Origin of the sequence: uncultured Campylobacter sp., from assembly GCF_938017705.1 — a bacterium.
GTDB lineage: Bacteria > Campylobacterota > Campylobacteria > Campylobacterales > Campylobacteraceae > Campylobacter_B.
The window spans coordinates 1-22,551 of the sequence record NZ_CALIIS010000041.1; the positions used below are offsets into that span (position 1 = coordinate 1).

At 48.6% G+C, this 22,551-nt stretch carries 17 protein-coding genes and 6 tRNA genes; 13 read left to right on the forward strand and 10 right to left on the reverse strand.

Annotation, left to right across the window (positions count from 1 at the left end; translation table 11 throughout):
- Nucleotides 1-826 precede the first annotated feature (826 nt).
- The 4 genes from Q0605_RS02380 to Q0605_RS02395 form a co-directional block, all read right to left on the reverse strand.
- Nucleotides 827-982 carry a hypothetical protein gene (locus Q0605_RS02380; protein ID WP_298703920.1) on the reverse strand — a complete coding sequence of 52 codons (156 nt, stop codon included), beginning with the start codon at nt 980-982 and terminating at the stop codon, nt 827-829.
- Nucleotides 983-1,969: 987 nt separating this feature from the next.
- Nucleotides 1,970-2,482 carry a DNA-deoxyinosine glycosylase gene (locus Q0605_RS02385; RefSeq protein ID WP_298703879.1) on the reverse strand — a complete coding sequence of 171 codons (513 nt, stop codon included), beginning with the start codon at nt 2,480-2,482 and terminating at the stop codon, nt 1,970-1,972.
- A 345-nt stretch (nt 2,483-2,827) separates the two neighbouring features.
- Complete coding sequence (locus tag Q0605_RS02390; RefSeq protein ID WP_298703881.1) at nt 2,828-4,039, reverse strand: molybdopterin molybdotransferase MoeA; 1,212 nt, start codon at nt 4,037-4,039, stop codon at nt 2,828-2,830.
- Complete coding sequence (locus Q0605_RS02395) at nt 4,036-5,334, reverse strand: MFS transporter (protein WP_298703884.1); 1,299 nt, start codon at nt 5,332-5,334, stop codon at nt 4,036-4,038. Before Q0605_RS02395 ends, Q0605_RS02390 begins: the two co-directional genes overlap by 4 nt.
- Nucleotides 5,335-5,439: 105 nt before the next feature.
- Between Q0605_RS02395 and Q0605_RS02400 the strand changes: the two genes are divergently transcribed.
- The 7 genes from Q0605_RS02400 (at nt 5,440) to Q0605_RS02430 (ending at nt 6,700) form a co-directional block, all read left to right on the forward strand.
- Complete coding sequence (locus Q0605_RS02400) at nt 5,440-6,069, forward strand: non-canonical purine NTP pyrophosphatase (RefSeq protein WP_298703887.1); 630 nt, start codon at nt 5,440-5,442, stop codon at nt 6,067-6,069.
- Between the two features lie 74 nt (nt 6,070-6,143).
- Nucleotides 6,144-6,220: transfer RNA gene (locus tag Q0605_RS02405), tRNA-Pro, on the forward strand.
- A 5-nt stretch (nt 6,221-6,225) separates the two neighbouring features.
- Nucleotides 6,226-6,302 (forward strand) — tRNA-His (locus Q0605_RS02410).
- Nucleotides 6,303-6,308: 6 nt separating this feature from the next.
- Nucleotides 6,309-6,385 (forward strand) — tRNA-Arg (locus tag Q0605_RS02415).
- Between the two features lie 15 nt (nt 6,386-6,400).
- Nucleotides 6,401-6,477, forward strand: a tRNA-Arg gene (locus tag Q0605_RS02420).
- A gap of 49 nt (nt 6,478-6,526) precedes the next feature.
- Nucleotides 6,527-6,611: transfer RNA gene (locus Q0605_RS02425), tRNA-Leu, on the forward strand.
- 14 nt (nt 6,612-6,625) lie between these two features.
- Nucleotides 6,626-6,700, forward strand: a tRNA-Asn gene (locus Q0605_RS02430).
- A gap of 486 nt (nt 6,701-7,186) precedes the next feature.
- Here the strand turns inward: Q0605_RS02430 and Q0605_RS02435 are convergent.
- Together Q0605_RS02435 and Q0605_RS02440 are read right to left on the reverse strand one after the other, a co-directional pair.
- On the reverse strand, nt 7,187-10,285 hold the full coding sequence (locus Q0605_RS02435; RefSeq protein ID WP_298703890.1) for a S8 family serine peptidase: 3,099 nt from the start codon (nt 10,283-10,285) through the stop codon (nt 7,187-7,189).
- Between the two features lie 12 nt (nt 10,286-10,297).
- Nucleotides 10,298-10,447 (reverse strand): hypothetical protein, encoded by a 150-nt coding sequence (locus tag Q0605_RS02440; protein ID WP_298703892.1) that lies wholly within the window; start codon nt 10,445-10,447, stop codon nt 10,298-10,300.
- A 479-nt stretch (nt 10,448-10,926) separates the two neighbouring features.
- On the opposite strand from Q0605_RS02440, the gene hcp reads away from it, so the two are divergent.
- The gene (gene hcp / locus Q0605_RS02445) at nt 10,927-12,255 is read left to right on the forward strand and encodes a hydroxylamine reductase (protein WP_298703895.1); all 1,329 of its coding nucleotides are present in this window, start codon (nt 10,927-10,929) and stop codon (nt 12,253-12,255) included.
- Nucleotides 12,256-12,984: 729 nt separating this feature from the next.
- On the opposite strand, the gene Q0605_RS02450 is transcribed toward hcp, so the two are convergent.
- Both Q0605_RS02450 and Q0605_RS02455 read right to left on the reverse strand, forming a co-directional pair.
- Complete coding sequence (locus Q0605_RS02450) at nt 12,985-13,140, reverse strand: hypothetical protein (protein ID WP_298703898.1); 156 nt, start codon at nt 13,138-13,140, stop codon at nt 12,985-12,987.
- 13 nt (nt 13,141-13,153) lie between these two features.
- A complete protein-coding gene (locus tag Q0605_RS02455) occupies nt 13,154-13,984 on the reverse strand; it encodes a pyridoxamine kinase (protein ID WP_298063232.1) in 831 nt (276 codons plus the stop codon).
- Nucleotides 13,985-14,158: 174 nt separating this feature from the next.
- Here Q0605_RS02455 and menA point away from each other — a divergent pair, with 174 nt between their 5' ends.
- The gene (gene menA / locus Q0605_RS02460; RefSeq protein ID WP_298703902.1) at nt 14,159-15,061 is read left to right on the forward strand and encodes a 1,4-dihydroxy-2-naphthoate octaprenyltransferase; all 903 of its coding nucleotides are present in this window, start codon (nt 14,159-14,161) and stop codon (nt 15,059-15,061) included.
- A 535-nt stretch (nt 15,062-15,596) separates the two neighbouring features.
- Here the strand turns inward: menA and Q0605_RS11395 are convergent.
- Nucleotides 15,597-15,758, reverse strand: coding sequence for a DUF2695 domain-containing protein (locus tag Q0605_RS11395; RefSeq protein ID WP_363317197.1), 162 nt, complete (start codon nt 15,756-15,758; stop codon nt 15,597-15,599).
- Nucleotides 15,759-16,252: 494 nt separating this feature from the next.
- Nucleotides 16,253-18,100, reverse strand: a complete 1,848-nt coding sequence (locus tag Q0605_RS02465; RefSeq protein WP_298703905.1) for an aryl-sulfate sulfotransferase — start codon at nt 18,098-18,100, stop codon at nt 16,253-16,255.
- A gap of 234 nt (nt 18,101-18,334) precedes the next feature.
- On the opposite strand from Q0605_RS02465, the gene Q0605_RS02470 reads away from it, so the two are divergent.
- The 4 genes from Q0605_RS02470 to Q0605_RS02485 are packed head-to-tail and all read left to right on the forward strand — an operon-like array spanning nt 18,335 to nt 21,995.
- Complete coding sequence (locus tag Q0605_RS02470) at nt 18,335-18,991, forward strand: thiol:disulfide interchange protein DsbA/DsbL (protein WP_298703908.1); 657 nt, start codon at nt 18,335-18,337, stop codon at nt 18,989-18,991.
- Nucleotides 18,992-19,000: 9 nt separating this feature from the next.
- A complete protein-coding gene (gene dsbI / locus Q0605_RS02475) occupies nt 19,001-19,624 on the forward strand; it encodes a protein-disulfide oxidoreductase DsbI (protein WP_298703911.1) in 624 nt (207 codons plus the stop codon).
- A 39-nt stretch (nt 19,625-19,663) separates the two neighbouring features.
- Nucleotides 19,664-21,313 carry a sensor histidine kinase gene (locus Q0605_RS02480; protein ID WP_298703914.1) on the forward strand — a complete coding sequence of 550 codons (1,650 nt, stop codon included), beginning with the start codon at nt 19,664-19,666 and terminating at the stop codon, nt 21,311-21,313.
- A gap of 1 nt (nt 21,314) precedes the next feature.
- Complete coding sequence (locus Q0605_RS02485) at nt 21,315-21,995, forward strand: response regulator (protein ID WP_298703917.1); 681 nt, start codon at nt 21,315-21,317, stop codon at nt 21,993-21,995.
- The last annotated feature ends 556 nt before the right edge of the window (nt 21,996-22,551 follow it).

A 22,551-nucleotide genomic window follows, 5' to 3' on the forward strand; every position in this document is an offset into this window, starting at 1 on the left:
TTGCCGCGCCAAAGACAAGGTTGCGGTGAATTTGAATTTGGGCCTGAATAGCACGGCTTGCGAACCGTGGGCTAAATTTAACAAAATTTGATCGTTGAATTTTACCTTTTTGGCGGTTGAAATTTCAGTGCCGTTTCGGCTTGGAATTCCGCTTTAAATTTTAAAAATTTGCACCCGCCAAAGCTGCTCGTTGCGCGGAAAAGACAAGCCGCATCGAAACCAAGCTATGCCGCGTCAGGCGATACATGCGCGCTATGTGTGCCAAAATACAGCGTGGGATTTTAACCGCATCAGCTCAAATTGTGCGACGAGCTGCGCTGCACGAGACCTCGTTAATTAAAGCGCCAAGCCGTATTCGTGCGCCCCATAAAGGCGCTAGGCGTAGAATTTTACTCGTTTAAACGCAGTACATCGCTTCACAAATAAAAAGCTGCATCATTTAAAGATGGCACTTGGCGCGCGGTATATGCAAGCCGAAAAAACAAAAGCGCAAGGCTGCGCTCATTTAAAATTTTAAACCGTACTTCAAAAATAAAGCCATGCTCGCTCGAAGTGCAAAGCCTCGCCCGTCCGTTTAAAGCGTGGAGCCCAAAATTTGTCCGAGACGTGAAGCCTACGCTTCAAAACGCAAAATCTCGCTAGCTTAAGGTACGAAGCCGTGAGTACTGAAAATGCGGAGACACGACCGCCAAAAATATAAAGCCGCGACTGCTAAAAATTCAAAGCCGCATCTGCTCGAAACGCAAAATATAAAGCCAAAGCTGCTTAAAAATTTAAGCCTATCCAAAATTCCAAATCCGCTTAAAATTTTAAAATTTAGCCCGCTTTATTCCCTCGCTAGGCCGTTTTTATCGGATTTGTCGCTGATTAGTTTGCCGCTTTCGTCGTATTTTTTAGCGCGCACGAGCCTGCCGCGCTCAAACTCGCCCTCGGCTTCGAGCTTGCCGTCTGCATAGTAGTGCTTCGCCGTGCCCGTCTCCAGACCATCCTTGAACGTAACTCTAGCCTTGAGCGCACCGTTTTCGTGATATGTTTCATAAAGCCCGTGTTTGCGCCCATCTCTCTTAGTGCGCCGTTATCGTGATACCATCTCTCTACGCCCTGTCTCTTACCCCCTTTATAGCTTCGCTCCCCGCGCACTTTGCCGCTTTTGTAATAATCCACGTCCTTGTCGTTTCGCAGCCCGCCCTTATACGGATGGCGCGCGCTTACTTCGCCGCTTTCGTAGTAGTCGGTGAAAACGCCCTCGCGCCTATCCGCTTTATACGCGCCCTGCTGCTTTAGCTTGCCGCTTCCCTGATAATACAGCTTGTAAAAGCCCTCGCGCTTGCCGGCTTTGTATTCGCTCTGCGACTTCAGCTCGCCGCCGTCTACGTAGTAGCTTTTTGCGACGCCGTCGTACAGGCCGTTTTTTAGCGGATATTCGTTTGAGGGCTTATCTCTGCCGTCAAAGTAGTCGCACTGAAGCACCGCAGTGCCATCCTTTACGTCGATCTCGCGAATTAGCGTCGGCGGCAGCGGCTTTGCTCTGGGGTAGACGACGCCCATAAAATTTACGTCGTAGAGATCCTCGGCGCTGTAGTGCAGCACCTTGAGCGTCCCGCTGTAGGGCTTGTCCGCTACGAAATACAGACCGTTTTTCAGGACCGGCTCGGGCTGCATTATGATTTTTGGTTCCAGAGCTTGCGCGCCCAGCGCTAAAAACGGAAGTAGAAGCAGGAACTTTAATGCGCTTGAAAAGTTAAAATTTCGTATTAAATTTAAGCCCAAATTGAGAGAATTTTGCGCGGTTTTGCGGGTTTTTATATTTTGCTTCCTTTGGCTCGGTTAAATTTGAAGAATTTTAAAATTTGAAGCTAAATTTTAGATAAATCCTCACGGAGTTTGGACTGTGGATTTGGTTTATGATGCGGGCGGAGCGCAAGCCGTCCCCGTAAGCCTGTCGCGCGCCGTTTAACGGAGCCGAACGCTAAATTTCGGCGCGCTTTAACACATCCGCGACGATCGTCCACTCGCGCACGAGCCTTTCAAAACTAAAATTTGCATTTGCAGGGCTAGTCGAGGGTAGCTTGATCGGCTCTCTGCCCGTTGCGTTTAAAATTTGAGTTTTTAGATGTTTTTCGCAGATTTCGTGCGCCTTGCCGCCGTTTGCGAACACCTGCACGATGCGCGCTCCGCTAAAGATCGGCTCCAAATTTGCGGGCTCGACGACGGTCATTTTGGCGTCGCTCGAGCCCTTTATCTCGCAGCAGATCGCCGCGTCGTAGATGGCGATGCCGCGGGCGAGCAGGAATTTTATCTTTTCATCCGTGCTCGCAGGCGGCGGCGCGTTTAAAATTTGCGCCAGCACCCGCCAGAAGCGATTTTGCGGATTTGCGTAGTAAAAGCCAAATTTACGAGAAACGACGGAGGGAAAGGAGCCGAGGATTAAAATTTTAGAATTTTGATCGAAAATCGGCTTAAAAGGGTGGGTTTGGCTCATTTTGCACCTGCTTTGTATTCGCCGAAAACGCCCGCCGGAGCGCCATAAAGTTTATATTTCATTTTCGCTTTATCTCCCGCAAATACTCGAATTTCACCCGCAAAGCAACTTGGAACTGAAGTTGCGCGACGGCAAAGATTTGCTGCGCTTGCTTGTTCTGATACGACGTGCGGTAAAAATTCTAATGAGCCTGCCGCGACGCGATTTGGGTCTAAATTTCAATTTTCCAAGACCACAAAGCAGAGCCTTCGCGGCTAAATTTAGCGCCTCGCGACAGCAAAATTTTAACCCTCGCGGCAGTTAAAATTCCGTCCGCTGCCGCAACTATCGCCGAAACGCTACGCCCTAAATTTTAGGTACCGAGATTACGCGCACGAGCTCGCCTTTTTTGAGCTCCTCGACCTCTAGCGGCGCTACGAGCAGGACGCTATCGTCGTCTAAATTATTCAAAATCGCGCTGGAGCCCTGCTTTTTGCTTTGCAGGCTAACAAAAAGTCGCCCTTCTCTGTTTTGCAAGACGGCGGGCATAAACTCCAGCCACGGCGTCTTTTTTACGTAGTCGTGATCTAAGATCGCGCTAAATTCCGTATTTTCGCGCACGCCAAAAGATCTTTGTAAAAATACGCGTAGAAACAAAATGCACGTAATGAGCGCCGAGAGCGGGAAGCCGGGGAATGCGAAGATATATTTTTCGCCGGTTTTGGCTACGCGCACGTGGCGGCCCGGTTTGATCGCCGCACCTTTTACGATTAGCTCAAATTTTGATTGTAGCGTGCTTTGCACGAAGTCGTAGTCTCCGACGCTCACTCCGCCGCTAGTTAGAAGTATGTCGGCGCTCTGTAAAGCCGATAGGATCGCGCCTTCTAGCTCTTTTTCGTCGTCGCGTACTAGAGGCATTATCATCGCTTCGCAGCCTAGCTGCGTTACTAAATTTGCAAGCGCGATGTGGTTGGAGCTGTAAATTTGAGCGTCGTTTTCGAGTTTTTCGCCCAGATCCTTAATTTCGCTGCCGGTGGCTAGGATCGCTACTTTTGGGCGGACGAATACGCTTATGTGAAATAGCCCTAGCTCGGCTAGCAGCGCGATCTGCGAAAAGCCGAGCTTCGTGCCGCTACGAAGCAAAAGCTCGCCCTCGCGGTAGCTCTCGCCCGCCGCGCGCACGGCAAAGCCCGCCGCGACAGGCTTTATGACGACGATTTCGCCGCCTTGTACCTGCACGTTTTCGATCGGCAGAAGCGTGTCGCTGCCCTCGCACATGAGCCCGCCGGTGAAGGTCTTGACGCACTCGCCCGCCTTTGCCGCGGCGCCAGGCATCTTGCCTGCAGGCGTCGTGCCGACGATCTTAAATTTCGCTCCCTCGCTTAGATCCGCGCCCTTTAGCGCGTAGCCGTCCATCGCGGCGGTCGGGCGGCGCGGAGTGCTAAAAGGCGCCGCGACGTCGGTAGCTAAAATACGCCCCAGCGCCTGCGTGATCGCGACTTTTTCGATACGCGAAGACTTTTGCACCGTCTTTGCGAAGCGCTCCATCGCGCTTTCAAATTTTTCAAATTCCATCATTTGCCTCCTACGATTTTATAAATTCGATCTTCATTTATCAGTTTCGAGTTAAATTTCACAACGAGTTCGCCATCGGTCTCGTAAATTTCAATAATGCCCTTTACGCCCTGTAGTGTGGAAAAATCGCCGCCTTTAGGAAAGTATAAATTCTTAAAAAGTTTTGGATCGCTCAGCCTAGAAAGTAGCACAAGCCAGATCACACCCAAAACCGCGACGCCAATGCCTAGCGCTTCGATGCCGATTTTGCCAAAAAGTGCGCCACCGCATAGCCCACCCAAAAAACTGCCAAAAAATCCAAACGAATTAAAAATCCCAAGCGCGGCGCCTTTTTGAGCGACTTTGGCAAATTTGGACGCAAGGCTTTGCATAATGGGCTCATGCGCGTTAAATCCCACGAAAAAGAGCATCACACCCACCACGAAAGCGCTCGCCCCGCTGGCAAACGCAAAAATCAAATACGAAGCGATGAAAAAGCAAATACCAATAAGTAGAATTTGCTTAGCTAGTGCGCGCTTTTCGCCTAAAGCACCGCTCGCGCCCATCGCGGTAAAGCCGAAAATAGCGCCTAGAGCATAAATTTTAGTCAAATCACTTTTGGAAAGTCCGAATTTTTGCACGAGCAAAATTGGAATTAGAAAAAACGCTGCCGTCATGAAAGCTTTTTGAAAAAAATTCGTTAAATTCATAAGCATTAAATTTTTATCGCTCAAAAGTGAGCCGAGCGGGACCTTTTGGCGCAGGGAGCGGATATGCGGTTCGGTAGGTACTACGAAAAAAAGTAGTACTAAACATAAAAGCGTAAGCGCCGAACTTAGATGAAATAGGCTGGCAAGTCCAAATTTGGCGCTTAAAAGCGGACTTAAAATCATTGCTACGCCAAAGCTCACGCCTATCATCGCGCCCATTACCGCCATCGCCTTACCGCGCTCTTCCTCCCGCGTAAAATCGCTAATTAGTGCGGTAGCTACGGCTCCTACAGCACCGCAGCCTTGCAAAAAACGCCCAAAAATCATCGTATAAATGCTCTCGCTAGCCGCGCAAACGCAAGCGCCCAGGATAAAAAGCGCCAGTCCTATCGCAAGGGTTTTTTTACGTCCGATCTTATCGCTTAGCACTCCAAATGGCGTTTGCAAAATCACTTGCATAATCGCATAAATTCCAAAAAGTAGCCCCACTAGGCTTTCGTTTGCGCCGTGTAAGCTCAATGCATATAGGCTAAGCACGGGTAGCAAAATAAATAATCCAAAAAACCTCGTAGCGATGATAAAACTAAGCGGAAGAACGCTTTTTAGCATAATCTTAGACCTCAAATAATATGAAATTTGTGCCGATTATAGCCAAAAATCGTAATGAATTCTTTGATTTTGGGTAAAATGGCGGCTTAAATTTAAGGAGCGAGGATGAAAATTTTACTTGCGACGAGCAATGCGGACAAGGTGAGCGAGATAAAAGAATTTTTCAAAAATCACGAAATTTACGCACTGGCGGAGGTGTTGCGCCCGTTTGAGATCGAAGAGGACGGCACGAGCTTCAAACAAAACGCGCTTATTAAAGTTCGCGCCGTGTTTGAGGCGCTAAAAAGTAAAAATTTGCAGAGCGAATTTTTCGTACTAAGCGATGATAGCGGTATCTGCGTGGACGCGCTGGGCGGGGCTCCGGGGATATTTTCGGCGCGCTTTAGCGGAGCGGGTGCAACGGATGCGAGCAATCGCGAGAAATTAGCAAGGAAGCTGAGGGCTTTAAGCTTAGATTCGTCGCCCGCGCATTACACGGCGGCGATCGCGCTAAAATGCGATTTGGGCGAGTTTTGTACGCACGGCTTCATGCACGGCACGGCGATAACGCAGCAGCGCGGTCACAACGGCTTCGGATACGATTTTATGTTTGTTCCGCGTGGATTTGACCGCACAATCGGAGAGCTGCCCGCTGAGGTGAAATTTAAAATTTCGCACCGCACGAAGGGGCTAGCGCTGATGCAAATTTTGTTGAAAAATTTAGAAAAACAGATGAGGCTTGCTAAATTTCATTAAATTTAAAGCCGTAAAAAGCGGAATTTAAGAAAAAATATATATAATACGCTTTTCATTCAATCCACGAAAATCTTCGGAGCGTAGCGCAGGCTGGTAGCGCATCTGGTTTGGGACCAGAGGGTCGAAGGTTCGAATCCTTTCGCTCCGACCATTGTGGTGAGTTTAGCTCAGTAGGTTAGAGCATCAGATTGTGGTCCTGAGGGTCGTGGGTTCGATTCCCACAACTCACCCCACTTTATGCGCTCGTAGCTCAATTGGATAGAGCAACAGACTTCGGATCTGTAGGTTGAAGGTTCGACTCCTTTCGAGCGTACCACTGATTCGATAATTTGCGCTCATAGCTCAGTAGGATAGAGCAACGGCCTTCTAAGCCGTAGGTCAGAGGTTCGAATCCTCTTGGGCGTACCATATTAAGCTCATATTAAGAGCTATTTAGCTAATATGCGCTTTCTTTTTTGCGGATGTGGTGAAATTGGCAGACACACCAGACTTAGGATCTGGCGCCTCACGGCATGAAGGTTCAAGTCCTTTCATCCGCACCATCCATTCTACGCGTTCCGGATTAGCTCAGCGGTAGAGTAGGCGGCTGTTAACCGCTTGGTCGCTGGTTCGAATCCAGCATCCGGAGCCACTTGTATTCAAAACTATTTTAATTTATCGATATTCGAATGCATTTGTTATTGATTATATTCCTATCCTAAATTTAATACAAGTAAAGCTAAAATATTCTCTACAAAAGTCGCTTTTTGATTTCAAAGTAGTAATGAACTAGTAAAATTCGCCCATATGAAATTTCAAAAATCGTTGTGCGGACAGGATGTGTAGTTAAATTTATTTAGTCTACATTTTTGATCATTCCGCCTGCAAAGATGCCTGATGAGCTAAGGCATTCTGTTTTGCCGAAATAGCTTATGTCACAATCACATAGAAAATGGGTTTTTAAACCTTTTTAGCTACATAGATATGACTGTTTAGCAATTGCTTATTACGGTGTTACACTACAGTTAAATTTTAAAATTTCAAGCGCCGCGGGGGCTAAAGTAAATTTTACTCTAGCCCGCCGCTTTGCTTTTGAAGGCTTGAAATTTGCCGCCGCTTTGCAGTAGGGCGAAGCGGGTTAAAACGAAACCTCGATCTTGGCGTTTAGGCTATTTGATTTCACGTCGTTTCCGAACGCGCCGGTGTAAGATAGCCTAAGGCTCGTGTTTTTAAATATCATAGTCTTCACGCCCACGCCTGCGGTGGCGAAGTCTCTAAGCTCTTTGCCCTCTAGATCCACGTATCCTGCGTTTGCGACATTCACTCCCGCGCCCGGTCTCGTGTCGCCGAAAAATCTATTGTAGGCTAGATCGAGCTGTGCGGACGAGCTCATACCGCCTATTTTAAACGGCACGCTCGGACTGATACCCACCGTTAGGATATTCATGTTTCTAGATTTTTTATCCGTGCTCATCACGAATGGACCCACATTTTCGCTCATGCCGCCCGTTCTAGCATAGATGCGAGAGACACCCAAATACGGATTTATCTCGAAATTTTCGCCGTTAAAGCCGCCGTATGTCGCGCTAGCAAACATATTTACAAGCTTTTCATCGCTCTTGGCGCCATTGTTCACAGTGTATTGCACTATCGTGGAGCTGCCGGTTTTTTTACGTTTTATATCCGTATATACGGCGCCCAGATCAAATTTAACGGTCTCTAAGCCCACTTGCGCGTAAAGTCCCGCGTGTCTGTTCGTGTGATCAAACTCTTTGCTGCCGTCTTCTTTGGTTTTGGTTTTTCCTGTACCCAGCACGACCCCCAGTCTTAAACTCTCACTCAGCGCGCCGTCTAAGCCGACAAGCTGCGTCACGGACGTGGATTTGAAATCCCCGCTTCCCTCATCCGAGTTAAATTTCATGACGTTTCCCGCAGTGTTCGCCCAGAAGTTGATCCCCATTTCCTCATCTATGCTTAACGCATTAAAATTTCTTTTGCGGTTTAAGACGGCGTTTCGGATCAGTACGTTATCGATCACGGCTGCATTTTGTGCGGCGAAATTTGCCTCGTTCGCGAACGTTTTTAGCGTGTCGGAGGCTTGCTGCGGCGTAGCGAAGATGAAATTTCTATATAGATCGCTCGTTTGTACTGCAGGCCTGCTTCTAAAAGCGCTCAATAGGGCGGGCTGACCGCTTGAGCTTTCTATCGCAGCGGCGATAAGTTTTTGATTTTTACCCTTTGCGAAATCCACCATGCCCCCGCTGCCCTTTTTGAAAGTGAACTCTAGCTTGGAGTCGTTAAAATTTTTAACTAAATCAAAAAACGCGTATTCTCTTAAGATTGTCTGATCGTAGCCTCTGAAGCTGCCTTCTACCCAGTATCTCTTTGATTTTGCAGGATCTTTATATATTTTTTGCGCATCTTCGAAAAGAGGATTTTCTAGATCCACGATGGAATTTTTTTCAAACGTAAGGTTTAAATTTGTAGCACCTGCCGAAGACATGCCGACTATGCCGGGATGTGATATGACGTATCTGCCGCCTTGCTTTATCGTCGCCGTGACGGTATCTGAAGTGGCGGTTCTGGTTTTATTTACGAATTCTTTCGGCTTTTGGAGTATGTCGGTTTTGACCTCTTGAACAGTTAGGCTATTTTTGATATTCAGGGCGCCGCCGTTTTCTACGGTCACCTTGCTATTTAAAGACTGATTCAGAGCAGTAATTTGCCCGCCTTTTATAATCGTATCGCCGCTGTAAGTATTATCGCCAGCAAGCGTTAGCGTGCCGCCGCCTCTTTTTATCAACGTTCCTTTATAGCCTTCCGCCGCTCTATGCGCTCGCGCTTGCTCTCTGGCTAGCTCTACATTGTATTCGGCCCTCTCTTCCGTGGTCAAATTTCCGCCCTTGGCATCGAGCTGTGCTTTGCGCACCGCCCAAGCCGCCGCATCCGCATCGTCCTCGGTCTTTCTAAATTTTATCGCCTTGTCCGAGATGTCGTTGGACCAGACGTCATCTACGTCCATATTTACGTCGAATTTCCCTAGAAACTGACCCGGTCCGAACATCGCCTTGCCGAGATCTACTATGCCCCAGCCCCATCTTTTATCGGGCACTCCAAGCTCGCTCGTCCAGCCCGAAAGCCTGCTAGTGTCGTTCTTTTTAAACGAATACTTCGTCTGTCTCGCCGTCGTTAGCAAGACGTCTCTTGCTTGCTCGTTCGTCATATAGCTATATCTAGACATTATGACGCCCAAAGCTCCCGTTACGTGAGGCGCCGCCATCGACGTGCCGCCCCAAGAAGCGTATCCTGCCTTGCCCGTTTTAACGTCCACGATAGAGGATTTTACTTTCACCCCCGGTGCCGCTATGGTCCACCATTTCGAATGCCCCGCAGTGTTAAATCTTTGAGTATTGCTATCGGTCTGTCCCGTTACGTTTAGCCATAGCTTTTCCGCGTCGGGGCGAAAATACGGCAGCATCGCCCTTGTGTAGGATTCTTCCATGCCATCTCTATTGCCCGCGGTAAAGACTTGGATTATTCTGTATTTTTTAGCGACTTCGTATGCGGCGTCTATGAAGCTTTTTTGGCCGCCCGCTACGAATTGATAATAAGCTTTTTTGGCAGCGTTTAGATCTCTTAGATATAGATGATGTTTGGGCTCGGTAGGATTTGTCGCCGTGCCGGGACTATAATAACCTTCTGCACTGGGATAGGAGGAATTTACCCTTCTATTCGATCCCCAGCTATTATTTATCGCCCTTACGCCCGATTTAGCAAGCTCATTATATACGGCATAGAAGTATCCGTAGTCTTGATTTGGGCCGTAGGTCATGCCGTCGTTTCCGCCCGTGTTTCCCGAGTATAATCTCGACTCCCATGCCACTCCGTGCGTGCCTCTTCCGTCGCGATTGGCCCCTATCGTACCTCCTACGTGTGTGCCGTGCGAGTCGTTTATACCAGCCGTCCAATTGCCGTTAGTTTCAAATTTTTGTCCTTTTCTAAATTCGCCCTTGTCCGTCTTGTCTTTTTCGTCGCTGCCTTTTTGTTTAAAGGGCGCGTTACCGAATTCTGCGTCTGGGTAACGCATGCCGTCTTTGGAGTACTCGCCTTTCGCAGTCGTCCCCGTAATCCTGCCTCCTGCGAATTCTTGATGGCTTAGAAGCATACCCGAATCGACCACGCCGAGTTTTACATCTCTACCGGTGGCGCCTTTAGCGTAGGCTACCGATGCATTCATACTGCTTAGACCTCAGTACGCTTTATACTCGTCCGTCTCCCAGCTTTTTATATCGCCTATTTTACCGGGTTCTATATACTGTGCTTCACAGACATTTGCAAATAGCACGGCGCAAACTGCTGCAGACAGCACATGGGCTCCTTTGAAATTTAGCTTTCTCATACGATTCCTTTCTTTATGGTTTGGTTTTTATAAAAAAATTGTTTAATTATAATAACCTTTAAATGAAAATTTAATTAAATATTTTAAAGATTTTATAATAATTTACTTATATTTAAACTCATATCGTAGATTCCGATTAAGTGCTAGAATATAATGCAGAGCCGCGTTTAGGTCGGCTTAAATACGCTTTTACTTAAAACGCTCGACTAGAGGAGAGTGTCTCGTCGCAAAATCGCGTGCTCGGCAGCAATTTGGTCGTAAGCGTTTACTTCGCGATAGTATACGGCTATAGGCGTTTGCTTCACAGCAGCACGCTCGTTGCGCTATTCGCACCGCACGCCGCATGGGTTTAAATTTCAAATCGTTCTCATTTTAGAAGCAACTTTGATAAAATTTAGCTATTTCTTGATTATAATCAATTTTTTTGCCTAAATAAAATCTTAAAATTACCAACTAAATTTTTTTACAAAGGATTTTCTATGAGCGACAATCTAGAGATGTTCTGTCATCAGTGTCAAATGAGCGCACCCGAGGGCTGCGGCGCAAAGGGCCAAAGCAAGGGCACCTGCGGTAAAACCTCGACGCTAGCGTTACTTCAAGACACTATGGTTTTCGGGCTTAAAGGGCTTAGCGCCTACCGCCACCACGCGCACGAGCTCGGCGCCGATACTAGCGCGGTCGATACCGTTATGGCGGACACGCTGTATTTCACGCTGACGAACTCAAATTTTAACTTTGACGAGCATATCGCGCAGCTGATGGCCGTCGGAAGCGCGGGCGTGCAGATGATGGATATCTTAAGCGAGGCGCATACCGCAAAATTCGGCGTGCCGACCCCGGTTAAAGTTAGTCAAAACAAGGTCGAGGGCAAGGCGATTTTGGTTAGCGGACACAACCTGCATGCTCTTGAGGCGCTACTAAAAGCGACCGAAGGCAAGGGCATCAATATCTACACCCACTCCGAGATGCTTCCTGCGCACGGCTATCCGCAGCTTCGCAAGTATCCGCACCTAAAGGGCAACGTCGGCAAGGCATGGTTCGATCAGACCAAGCTTTTTAACGAATTTAAAGGCGCTATTTTGATGACCACGAACTGCATCGTGCCGCTTCGCTCGTCCTGTAGCTACGCAGACAGGCTGTTTGGCTACTCTATCGCGGGCACGGACGGCGTCAAACATATCCAAAACGACGATTTTACGCCGCTTATCGAGTGCGCGCTTGCGTGCGGCGACGTGAGTATGGACAGCGACGAGAGCTTAGTGACGGGCGGACACTACAAGACGATTTTGAGCCTTGCGCCGCAAATTTTAGACGCGATCAAATCTGGCAAAATCCGCCGCTTTTTCGTCATCGCAGGCTGCGATGCGCCGGGCAAGGGACGCGAGTATTACCGCGAGCTAGCGCTTAGCTTGCCGAAGGACTGCGTGATTTTGACCTCTAGCTGCGGCAAATTCCGCTTCAACGACGTGGATTTCGGAACCGTACCCGGCACCGAGCTTCCGCGCTATATCGATCTAGGTCAGTGCAACGACAGCAACGGCGCGGTCAAGATCGCCTTGGCGCTTAGCGATGCTACGGGCATCGCCGTAAACGACCTGCCGGTCTCGATCGTGCTGATGTGGATGGAGCAAAAGGCGGTCATCATCCTGCTTGCGCTGTTTAGTCTGGGCGTTAAAAATATCAACGTGGGCCCTACGGTACCTGAGTTTTTCAACGACGAAATTTTGGGCTTTTTGGTGCAAAATTTCGGCCTTCGCCTAATCAGCGGCGACGCGCAGGCGGATTTGAAATACTTCCTGGGCGAATAAATTTTATAGCGAGGCAAATCGGGTAAATTTAAAATTCGGCAAAGCTTCGATTTTAAATTTACCCTTTATACGCCGCTTTTAGCGGAGCTAGCCGATCCGCTCCGCGGCTATTTTGCGCCGACGCTCATATTTAAATTTCACGACTATGTCATCCTTCTTAATTTAAATTTTAAAATCATATAATCTCGCCAAATGATTAGAAAAATTTAATTAAGTGCTTTTTTACACATTCAAATTCCAATCGTCTTTGCTATTACAATCCTTCTTTTTCTGTGTAAGTATTTATCTTATCCGTATCGCTGCCGCTCATAGTAACCGCTATAGTGTAGCCGTCTTGATGCTTGGTATCTCATAAAATTTTCCGTATCATCTCATTTTTCGCTATCAGATATTGCAATTTAGTGCCGTTAATTTTATATCCATCTTTATTTAATTCTTCAAGCATCCTCTCTAATAATCGCTAAAATTTTAAATAAATATAGGATTTAAATACGGATTTTAATCTAAATTTTGAGAATACTTTATGAATGCACGGCTTGTGGAAATAAAATTTTAAGCAGATTTTGTACGAAATTTCAAAATGCAGCTCAAGCTCGCAAGCAGATAAATTCGCTGTAGCCTTGCGTTTAGAATTCCGCGCTAGCCGACAAATTTCGCATCTTTACGTCGGTGCAAATTTTAAAATTTTATGCAGGAGATAAAATTATAAGCCCGTGCAATGCATGAATTCTAAAATTCCACATCGCCTATAGAATTCCATCCCCCACACGACACATAATTTTGAAATTTTAAAATTTCACGCCGCAGATGAAATTTAGGAATTTCCTTTTGCGGTAAAATTTCAAAGCTCTGCCACAAATCCTCTGTCCGCGCGGCGAGTTCCAAATCCGTCTAGAACTTAGATTTTCCTCACCAGCTCGGGAATTATCGCTTCGAAATCGACCCCTTCGTAGTCCTTGCGCTCCTCGTCGCTCATCGTCTCTTTGATCGTGCTGACGACGAAGTCCGCAGCGACTCGAACCGCCGTTTCCAGCGACTTGCCGCGCATTATCGCGCCGAAGGCTACGGCGGCGAAAATATCGCCGGTGCCGTTAAATTTAACCGGCAGCAGCTCGTGAAAATACTCGTTCGTCCTGCCCGTGCGCGCATCGTAGCTGAAAACCCCGCACTGATCGGCGATGTAGCCGATGCCCTTTAAAATAACCTGCCTGGCGCCCAACTCTCGAAGCCTTGCAAGCAGATCCATGATGAAATCCCTATCCGCATCCTCTCGGTACGGCACTCCTGTAATCGCGCAGGCCTCGGTGATATTGGGCGTGATTACATCGGCCTGAGCGCACAGAAGCGCCATCATACGGGCAAAATCCTCATTAAAGCCCGGATAAAACACGCCGTTATCGCCCATGCAAGGATCTACTAAAATAGTCTTGCCCGCGCCGCCGAAGCTCGCAAATAGCTCACTCATAATCTCGATCTGCGCCGCCGAGCCCAAAAAGCCCGTGTAGATGCCGTCAAATACCACTCCGCGGTCTTTCCAATGCGCCATGATCGCGCGTATTTGAGAGCTTAGATCGCAAAAGGTGTAGCCCGAAAAGCCCGTATGCATCGATAAAACCGCCGTAGGGATCACGCTCGTGCTCATCCCCATCGCGCTAAGTATCGGCAAGGCGACGGTCAGCGAAACCTTGCCCACGCAGGATATATCTTGAACGGTAAGAACTTTTTTCATCACAATTCCTAAAATTTTTGGCTCTATTTTACCGCTATTTATATTAAAAAGGCGAATTTAAATAAAATTTACTCTACGAATAGTCTAAATTTATGATATTTTTGGCGTTTTTCCGCTAAATTTTATCTCGGATTCGCCGTAAATTCGGCTCTAAAAATCAAAAAAAGGTAAAAAATGATAACCGCAAAGGCTCTTTACGCATCAGCTCGCCTTAGATCGCTGCCGCTTAGCGTCTCGGGCGTACTGCTCGGTAGCGGCGCGGCTTGCAGCGCGGGCGTATTTAGAGCGGATATTTTCGCACTGGCGCTGCTTACGACGCTGCTGTTTCAGGTACTCAGCGACTACGCCAACGACTACGGCGACGCAATAAAGGGCGCCGACGACGATGGCAGGCTGGGGCCGCGCCGAGCGATCCAAACGGGGCAGATGAGCGCCGAGCAGATGAAGCGCGTCATCGTCGTTACGGCGCTGCTTTCGGCATTTTCGAGCCTCGCGCTAAGCGTTTTGGCGTTCGGCGAGCGGTTTTATCTCGTGGCTCTATTTTTGGCGCTGGGCGGTGCGTCGATATACGCCGCGATCCGCTACACCGTGGGCGTGGGCGCATACGGCTATAAAGGGCTCGGCGACGTTTTCGTGTTTTTGTTTTTTGGGCTTTTGAGCGTGCTGGGCTCGTATTTTTTATATGCCCACTCGCTAGATGCGGCGCTGCTGCTGCCTGCGTGCGCGTGCGGGATGCTAAGCACCGCCGTGCTAAATCTAAACAACATGCGCGACATCCAAAACGACGCGCTCAAGGGCAAGCGCACGATCCCCGTTCGTATCGGACTGCGCGCAGCCAAACGCTACCACTACGCGCTGATCGCGGGCGGAGCGGGCCTGATGCTATACTACTCGCTTTTACGCGGCGAGCCGGGCGTAAAACTACTCTACGTAGTTAGCTTTGCGCCGCTTAATAGGCACCTATTTTTCGTTTCGCGGGTGCAGGAGTGCCGCGATTTCGACGGACAGCTAAAGGTCGTCGCGCTCAGCACGTTTGCGATGTCGGCGCTGTTTTTCGTCGGGGAAATTTTAGGCTAAATTTAAATGCCGCGCAGATAAAATTTACGTCGGCACCGCAGCAAAGTCCTCTCGCGCAAAAGCGCTTCGTGCGAGTTCTCCTAATCTTGCAATCAACCTGCTTGTCGCACAGCAAAGCGTCTGCGGCAAGCTCGCTCAATGAAAACGTCCATAGCATATCTCTGTTCGCCTGATGGCTACCGCAATAAAATTTAAGGGGGCAAACTCCAGGTCTCCGCGCCGTCTTGTATCGTTAAATTAAGCGAGCATACCGCTCTTAAGTCCATACAAGCCCCATCACACCACGCTTTAATTGCCGTTTTGACGGCGAGTTGCCCGCCTTTGCGTCAAATTTAAAAACTAGAGCATTAATTCTACAAAAGGCCCGCGTGTTTGGCGCGGTGGGCTTTGTGCTTATTGCACGGCGGCAGTCCGCACCGCAAACGTTGCTTTAGCCCTACTTTTGAGCCCTCGCGCCGCTAAAATTTTACTAAATTTTACGCACCACCTTTTTGAAACGATGCTTGCAAAACCATATCTCCCTGCGCACAGCCCTCTAAAACTTGAAGCAATTTTGCACGTTGCTTAGAACTTCGCAATCGCAATACCCGCTGTTTTGCTCGCAAAAGTCTAAAACCGCCGCTTCATTCGACGCGCGGCGGGCTCGCAAAAACTCCAGCGTGAGCCTATGCGTGCCGTCGCAGTCGCGATGCGCCAAGCTCTAGCCCAAGAACTCAAATAGCCCCTCAAACTCCGCCCTATTCATAGACAGGCTCTTTTCAAATGCATCTCGCTGCCGCTACGCCGCGAGCTTTTTGAGTTCCTTTTTTCTAGATTTTTCCACTCTTTCTCCTTTGCTGCGCCGCCTTGCCGCACGAATATCCTTTGGGCGCATTAACTTCATACCCGTCGTCCCCCGCCCCAAGCGGGATGCAAATTTCATCCAAACCGTGCGCTACCTCGTCTATACCGAAATAACGCTTATTAATTTTAGCAGAGCGAAATTATAGCAAAAGCAGAGCGCGAAATCGCAAATCCGATGATTAAATTTTATCTAGAATAAAGAGCTATGTTTTCGGCTAAATTTTGCCGTACCGAGGGATAAAATTTAGCAAATTCGGATGAAATTCTATCGAGTAGATGTGTAGAATTTGACCATAATCTAAAACAAAAGCGGCCGCGCTCGAAACACGACCGCTAAATTTTAAAATTTTACTTCTCAAACGCCTTTTCTAGGCTAAACGGAAACGCCTGATAGCCCATCGCATTGGTCATTTTGATTTCGATCGACGGCTCTTTTGCACCCCATTCAAACTCGTCGATGTGAGGGCTAGGCACGCCGACGGGGCGTCCCTTGGCGATGTCAAACTGCATGCCCGCGACCGCCGAGTAAACCATCACGCTATCAAGGTCGTCTTGATACTGCGCTAGCGAAGTGACCGAGCTGTACCACTCGCTGCCGCGCTGTTTGCCGTACTCCCAGAGCTGCTCGACGGTTTTAGCTTTTTCGTCGATTTTATAAACGACCGCGCGGGAGTATTTCATACCCGCCATCGCAGGCTGCTCCATGCCGCGGGTGTCGCCGTTGTCAAAGACGGTTAGATACACTACGCCTTTTTTAGACTTGCTATCGATTCTAAATGCCGTGTGCTGCGTCCACTGCCAGTCAAATCCGCCCTTCTCGCTCTCATATCCCGGGCATTTTGAGTACTCGTCCTCGCAGACTATTTTTTTGCCGTCTTTATCTACCGGCTGGAGCAAGTAGCCCTTAAACTGATCCTTCCAGCCTTTGTGCGCGCCCATTATCCATTTGACTTTTTTGTCGCGGCCGATCTTGATGACGGCGTCTTGGTGGCGGCTAGAGATGATGATGCTATCGTCGCTTGGATCATAATCCACGCTATTTACGTGCGCCCAGTTGCGTCCGGGCCCCGAACCCACGATGTCGCCCCATTTTTCGTTCGTATCCATCGCGGCTAGCTCGTCCGTGCTCGCGGTGTGACCCGCCTTGCTAGCGTCTATGTTTAGGCACACCGCGCCCTGATCAAGCGTTTTTAGCACGATGTCGCGATACGGATCTAAAATTTCATACAGTCTAAAATCATCCACGACGTTGCCGTCTCTATCGACCTCGACGATGACGTCGCGCACGGTGCGGACGTTTTTGCCGTCAGCACGTTTATAGTTCGCGTTTGCTGCGCGGAGGAAGTAGTGCCCGTTTTGCGCAACGTCCATCGAGTGCGAGAAGTCGTTGTAGCCAGCAGGCAGCTCGCGATTAAAAATTTCGCGCCCCATTATGTCGTATTTGGCGTATCGCTGCCCGTAACCCCACGTCATTGCGCCGTCGTCGTTTTGTTTAAAGCCCATCATGACGCCCGCGCTAAAGGGCTGCTTGAGGTCGTAAATTTTACTCGGCTCCAGATACCAACGTACTTCGCCTTTGGTGTCTAGGATGAAGTTGTTCGGGCTATAGTTCCACTCGATCGCGCCGCCTGCGGGGTTGTTCCACACGACCTTGGTGCCCTTGCCGGTTTTATTTACGAAGTTATTTACGTAGTAGAGTCGGTTAGCAAATTTAGCGCTCGGAGCCTTTACGACCTCGATTTTATCAAACAGCGCGCCCTTTTGAGACGGCATGCCCGAGCTCTCCAAATAGATCGCCGGAGCGTAAATTTTATAGGTTTCCTTTACGTGCTCGGTTTGTCCCTTGTAAATTTTATCGTACTCGACCTCGACGGTGTTTTGATAGTCGGGATAAAGTCCAAAAACGGGAATTCCGCCGTGCGTGCGCAGGTGCTTGTCGGCGACTTTGTAGCTGATAACCTGACCGCCTGGCTTTGGCACGATAGTGACTTTCGCGTTTGCTAGCGTGTAGCCGCCGTTTTTGATCACCGCCGTTAGAGGCGCGATGTCGTATGGGTTTACGACCACTTCGCCGATCTTGCCAGGGACGGCGTAGTCTATGTGCGCGCCGCTAGGTCCGCCAATAGCTAGCGCAGCCGTGCTTAGACCGCCTAAAAGCGCCACAGCTAGCGCAAATGAGGAAAGAGTTCGCTTCATCTTATTCTCCTTTGAATTGGTTTGATATCGTAATTTTAATCAACCTCGCTAACGTAGAAATCACGCGTTTATTAAAACTTGCTTAATTGTAAAAAATAATTTCAAATTTTGGCTTTTGTGCCAAAATTTAGTCCAAATTTTACGAATTTAATCTAAAATTTATCTTAGCGTGAGTTCTGCGGCGGCGAGAGGATATAAAATTAACGCAAACAAAATCATTTTAAGGAGCATTCCATGAACCTACTTTCTAAATTTAGCAAAGGCTTTTTAGCCGTAGCGATGTTTGGCGCCCTTAGCGCGGGCGCGTTTACCGAGGGCGAGGACTACGTAAAGCTGCAAAAACCGCTATCCGTGGAGCAAAACACGCTAGTTAAGGTCTTTAGCTACGCATGCCCGTTTTGCTACAAATACGACAAAACCGTCACGCCAAAAGTAGTTGAGAAAATTTCCGGCTTAAAATACGTGCCGTTTCATCTAAAAACCAAGGGCGAATACGGCGAGGCAGCGAGTAAAATTTTTGCCGTCTTAACCGTGATGGACGAGGAAAAGGGCGTGAGCCTGCTAGATGAAAACTCGCTGTTTAAAAAGGCTAAATTTGCCTACTACAAAGCCTATCACGATCAAAAGCAGCGCTGGAGCGACGGCAAAGACGAGGCCGCGTTTTTAAAAACCGGGCTTGACGCGGCCGGCATCAGCGAAGCGGACTATCAAAAAAAGCTAGAGGACCCAAAAGTCGCCGAACTGCTTAAAAAATGGGACGAGAGCTACGACGTAGCCAAGATCCAAGGCGTGCCGGCGTTTGTCGTAAACGGCAAATACCTCATCATGACGAAGTCCATCAGCTCCATCGACGGCATGGCGCAGCTAATAGAAGAGCTGCTCAAAAAATAGGGCGCGGGCATGAAATTTGCGGAAAAAATAGCGAAATTCGGAGGTAGCCGCCTGCCGTGGGCGATCCTCATAGCGGTGAGCGTGGGACTCGTTATCCTCGCGCACTCGCTGTTTCAAAACTACGTCTATATGCCGCCTTGCGAGCAGTGCGTCTATATCCGCTTTGCCTTTTTGTGCATGGCGCTAGGAGGCCTGGTTGCGATCATAAATCCTAAAAATTTGCTCCTCGCCGCAGTAGGCTACCTGCTAGCCTTTTGGGGCGCGATCCAGGGCATAATGTATAGCGTCAAGCTCGCCAAGATCCACGACGCCGTGCACGGAGACGATCCGTTCGGCGTGCAGGGCTGCTCGACCGAGCCGCACTATCCGTTTGGTTTGCCGCTTGAGCGGTGGGCGCCTGATTGGTTTTTACCTACAGGCGACTGCGGCTACGATAGCCCTTTGGTTCCCGACGGCGTCACGCTAAGCGGCTTTCAAAAGTATCTCGTGGATCTTTACGAGGACGGCTGGTATCTGATCCCCTCAAGCAAATTTATGTCGATGGCAGAGTGCACGCTTATAGGCTTTGGAATCTGCTTCGTCGTGCTCGCCGCGATGTTCGTTTGCAAAATTTTAACTCTCAAAAAAGCTTAAATCGGTCTAAATTTAGACCGATTTTGCTATACTCGCCGCATGAAAGCCTTACGCGAGCATAATTTTAAAATTTACTTCATCATCATTTTCGCGAGCCTTTTCGTAGTACTTTTGGGCGTGAAAAACTACGAGGGCGCCAAGGCGCAGATCACGGCGCTTGCGGATAAAAACAAGATCGCCGCTAGCGAAAATATGGTCGGGAATTTCTCGTTTTGGCTGGATGAGCGGCTGCACTCCCTGGTGCGCGCGGCTAAATTTATGCAAAACGCGGGTATCTCGCAAGATAGCGAAAAGCTCGGCGGCTTCATACGCCTTTTTAAAGAAAACTCCGCGGAATTCGACGCCTTGCAGTTTTTGCGCGAGGACGGAGAGATTTTCGTAGACGGCAAGGAGCTAGAGGGCGACGAAGCGATGCCAAAGAGCCTGCGCACGGGGCTTGTATGGTTTGAGGAGACCAAAAGTACGCTCGCACCCACGGTAAATTTTATGCAGCGCCATAAAATTTTAGGCGAGCCGACGCTAAATTTATGCGTGCCCGTCATGGATGGTGGCTCGTTTGCGGGGGTGTTTTGCGGCGTGGTAAAACTGCAAAACATACTAAAAAATATGGAAAAATTTAAGCTAGCGCCAGATTCCTACGCCTTTATCGTCACCCACGGCGGCGAAATTTTAACGCCGATGAAGGATGCGGCGCTAAAAAAGCAGATCGAGGATAAATTTAAAGAGATTTTCCTGCGCGACGAAGACATCACGAGCCTAAATATCGGATCAAATTTCATCTCCGTCGCCGAGATCCCGACGCTAAACTGGTTCATAGGCGCAGGCACCGATAACGAAAAGGAGCTTGCCGCGCTGCTTAACTCCGCGCTAAAAAACGCTCTCATCCTGCTTTTTGCGCTCGCGGCGCTGGCGCTGGTGGCGAATTTCCTCCACAACTTTATGTATTCAAAAATCAAAAACCTGCAAGACGACTACGAAGCCCTGCTCAAGCATAAAGCCCGTATGAGCGAAGCGGGCGAGCTAATCAGCGGCATAAATCATCAGTTTATCCAGCCGGTTAATTCGCTAAATTTGATGATCTCAAGCCTACTCATGCTGCAAAAAGACGGCAAACTAGACGCTGCGACGCTAGAAAGTATGTTGCAAAAGGGGCAAGCGGCGACCGTGCTTTTAAGCGATACGATCGAAATTTTTAGAAATTTTTATAAAACAAGCGACAGCCCGCAAAAATTTAGCGTGCAGCGCTGCATAAAAGACCTGCTAAAGCTCATGCACACCGAGCTTAGCAAGGCAAATGTCGCGGTAAGCTTGTGCGAGTTTCAAGATGAAGAGGCCACGCAGCGGATGGGTATTGTGCAGCAAATTTTACTCATCCTCATTCACAACGCCAAGGACGCGGTCGTGGAGCGGTACAAAGACGAAATCGCCAAGCGGCAAGTTTTTATCGATGTCAAATTTGAAAACGGCACGCGCAAAATATCCGTCACGGACTACGGCAGCGGCGTGAGTAAGGAGCTTCGGGATAAAATTTTAACCCAGCCAAAAACCACCAAAAAACAAGGAAGCGGCATCGGGCTGTATTTTGGCAAAAAGCTAGCAAACGAAAAGCTTTCAGGCGACATCAAGCTACTAAGCGCGGGCGATCCGACGACGTTTGAGCTAAGCTTTGAGATAAATTTAAAGGAGTGAGATGCAAGAGCATTTAAAGCTACTTAAAGACCTAACCATCCTCATCGTCGAGGACGACGAGATCGCAAGGGAGCTGCTAATAGGCGGTCTAAAGCCCTACTGCCTCAGCGTCTGGGGCGCGGCAGACGGGCTAGAGGGGCTGGAGCGCTTTAAAAAGCTAGCTCCCGCCATCGTCATCACCGACATCCACATGCCCGCGATGAACGGCTTTGAGATGATGAAGGAGATGATACGCGTCAAACCCGCGCAAAAATTTATCGTCTTTACCTCCTACGACACCGACGACAATCTCATCAAAAGCATCGAGCACGGCGCGGCGTCGTTTCTAAAAAAGCCCGTCGATATCGCCGCGCTCTGCCGCCTGCTCGTGGCTCTAACCTACGAAAAGGACGAGAAGCTCGTACGTCTGAGCCCGCAAACTAGCATAAATCTCGCCAAAGAAAAGATCTACAAAAACGGCGAGGAAATTTATCTCTCATTTTTGCAAAACAAGCTCTTTTGGCTCTTTGCGTATAATCTAAACAAGCTCGTGAGCTATGAGATGATCGAGGAGTTCGTATATGAAAACGAGCTTTCTAGCAAGGGCGCGATACAAAACGTCGTGCTGCGGCTAAAGCGGGAGCTGGGGGTGAGGTTTAAGAATATCAGTGAGAGTGGATACATAATGCTAAGCGGCGAATAATCTAAATTTAGCGGCTTGTCTTTTTGCCCTATACTTCGTTGGATTTCGCTGCGGGCTACAGTCACGTATTATATATACGCTCCTTTGCCCTTGCTCATCCGCCTCGTCTATGACAAAAATACTTCGCCTTGAAATTTCTACGTTCAAATTTGGCGTTAAATTTTATTTTGCGGCTTGTCTTTTTCCGTCACACTTCGTTAGCGGCTCATTTGGCTTCGGTTACGGACGAGCGAGTCCACTCTCTCGCCTCGTTTGCAGCTGCCTCGTCTGACGTAAAAATACTTCACCTTGAAATTTTACATTTAAATTTAAAGTCAAATTTCTAAATTTCGGCTCAAATTTTACTCGCCGAAACCCGCGCTTTGAAAACATAAAATTTAGTCGCTATCGTGCCGCAGGGCTTAGCGATGAAATTTACTAGAAGCCTGCCGCTGCAGCTAAATTTAATGCAGCGCGTAAAACAAAGCTTGCTTTGACGCGGCGAAACCTATTTCGCCAGCAGCTCCTTTGCCGCGGCGACCATTTCATCTAGCGATCCGAACGAGGAGGTGTTTAA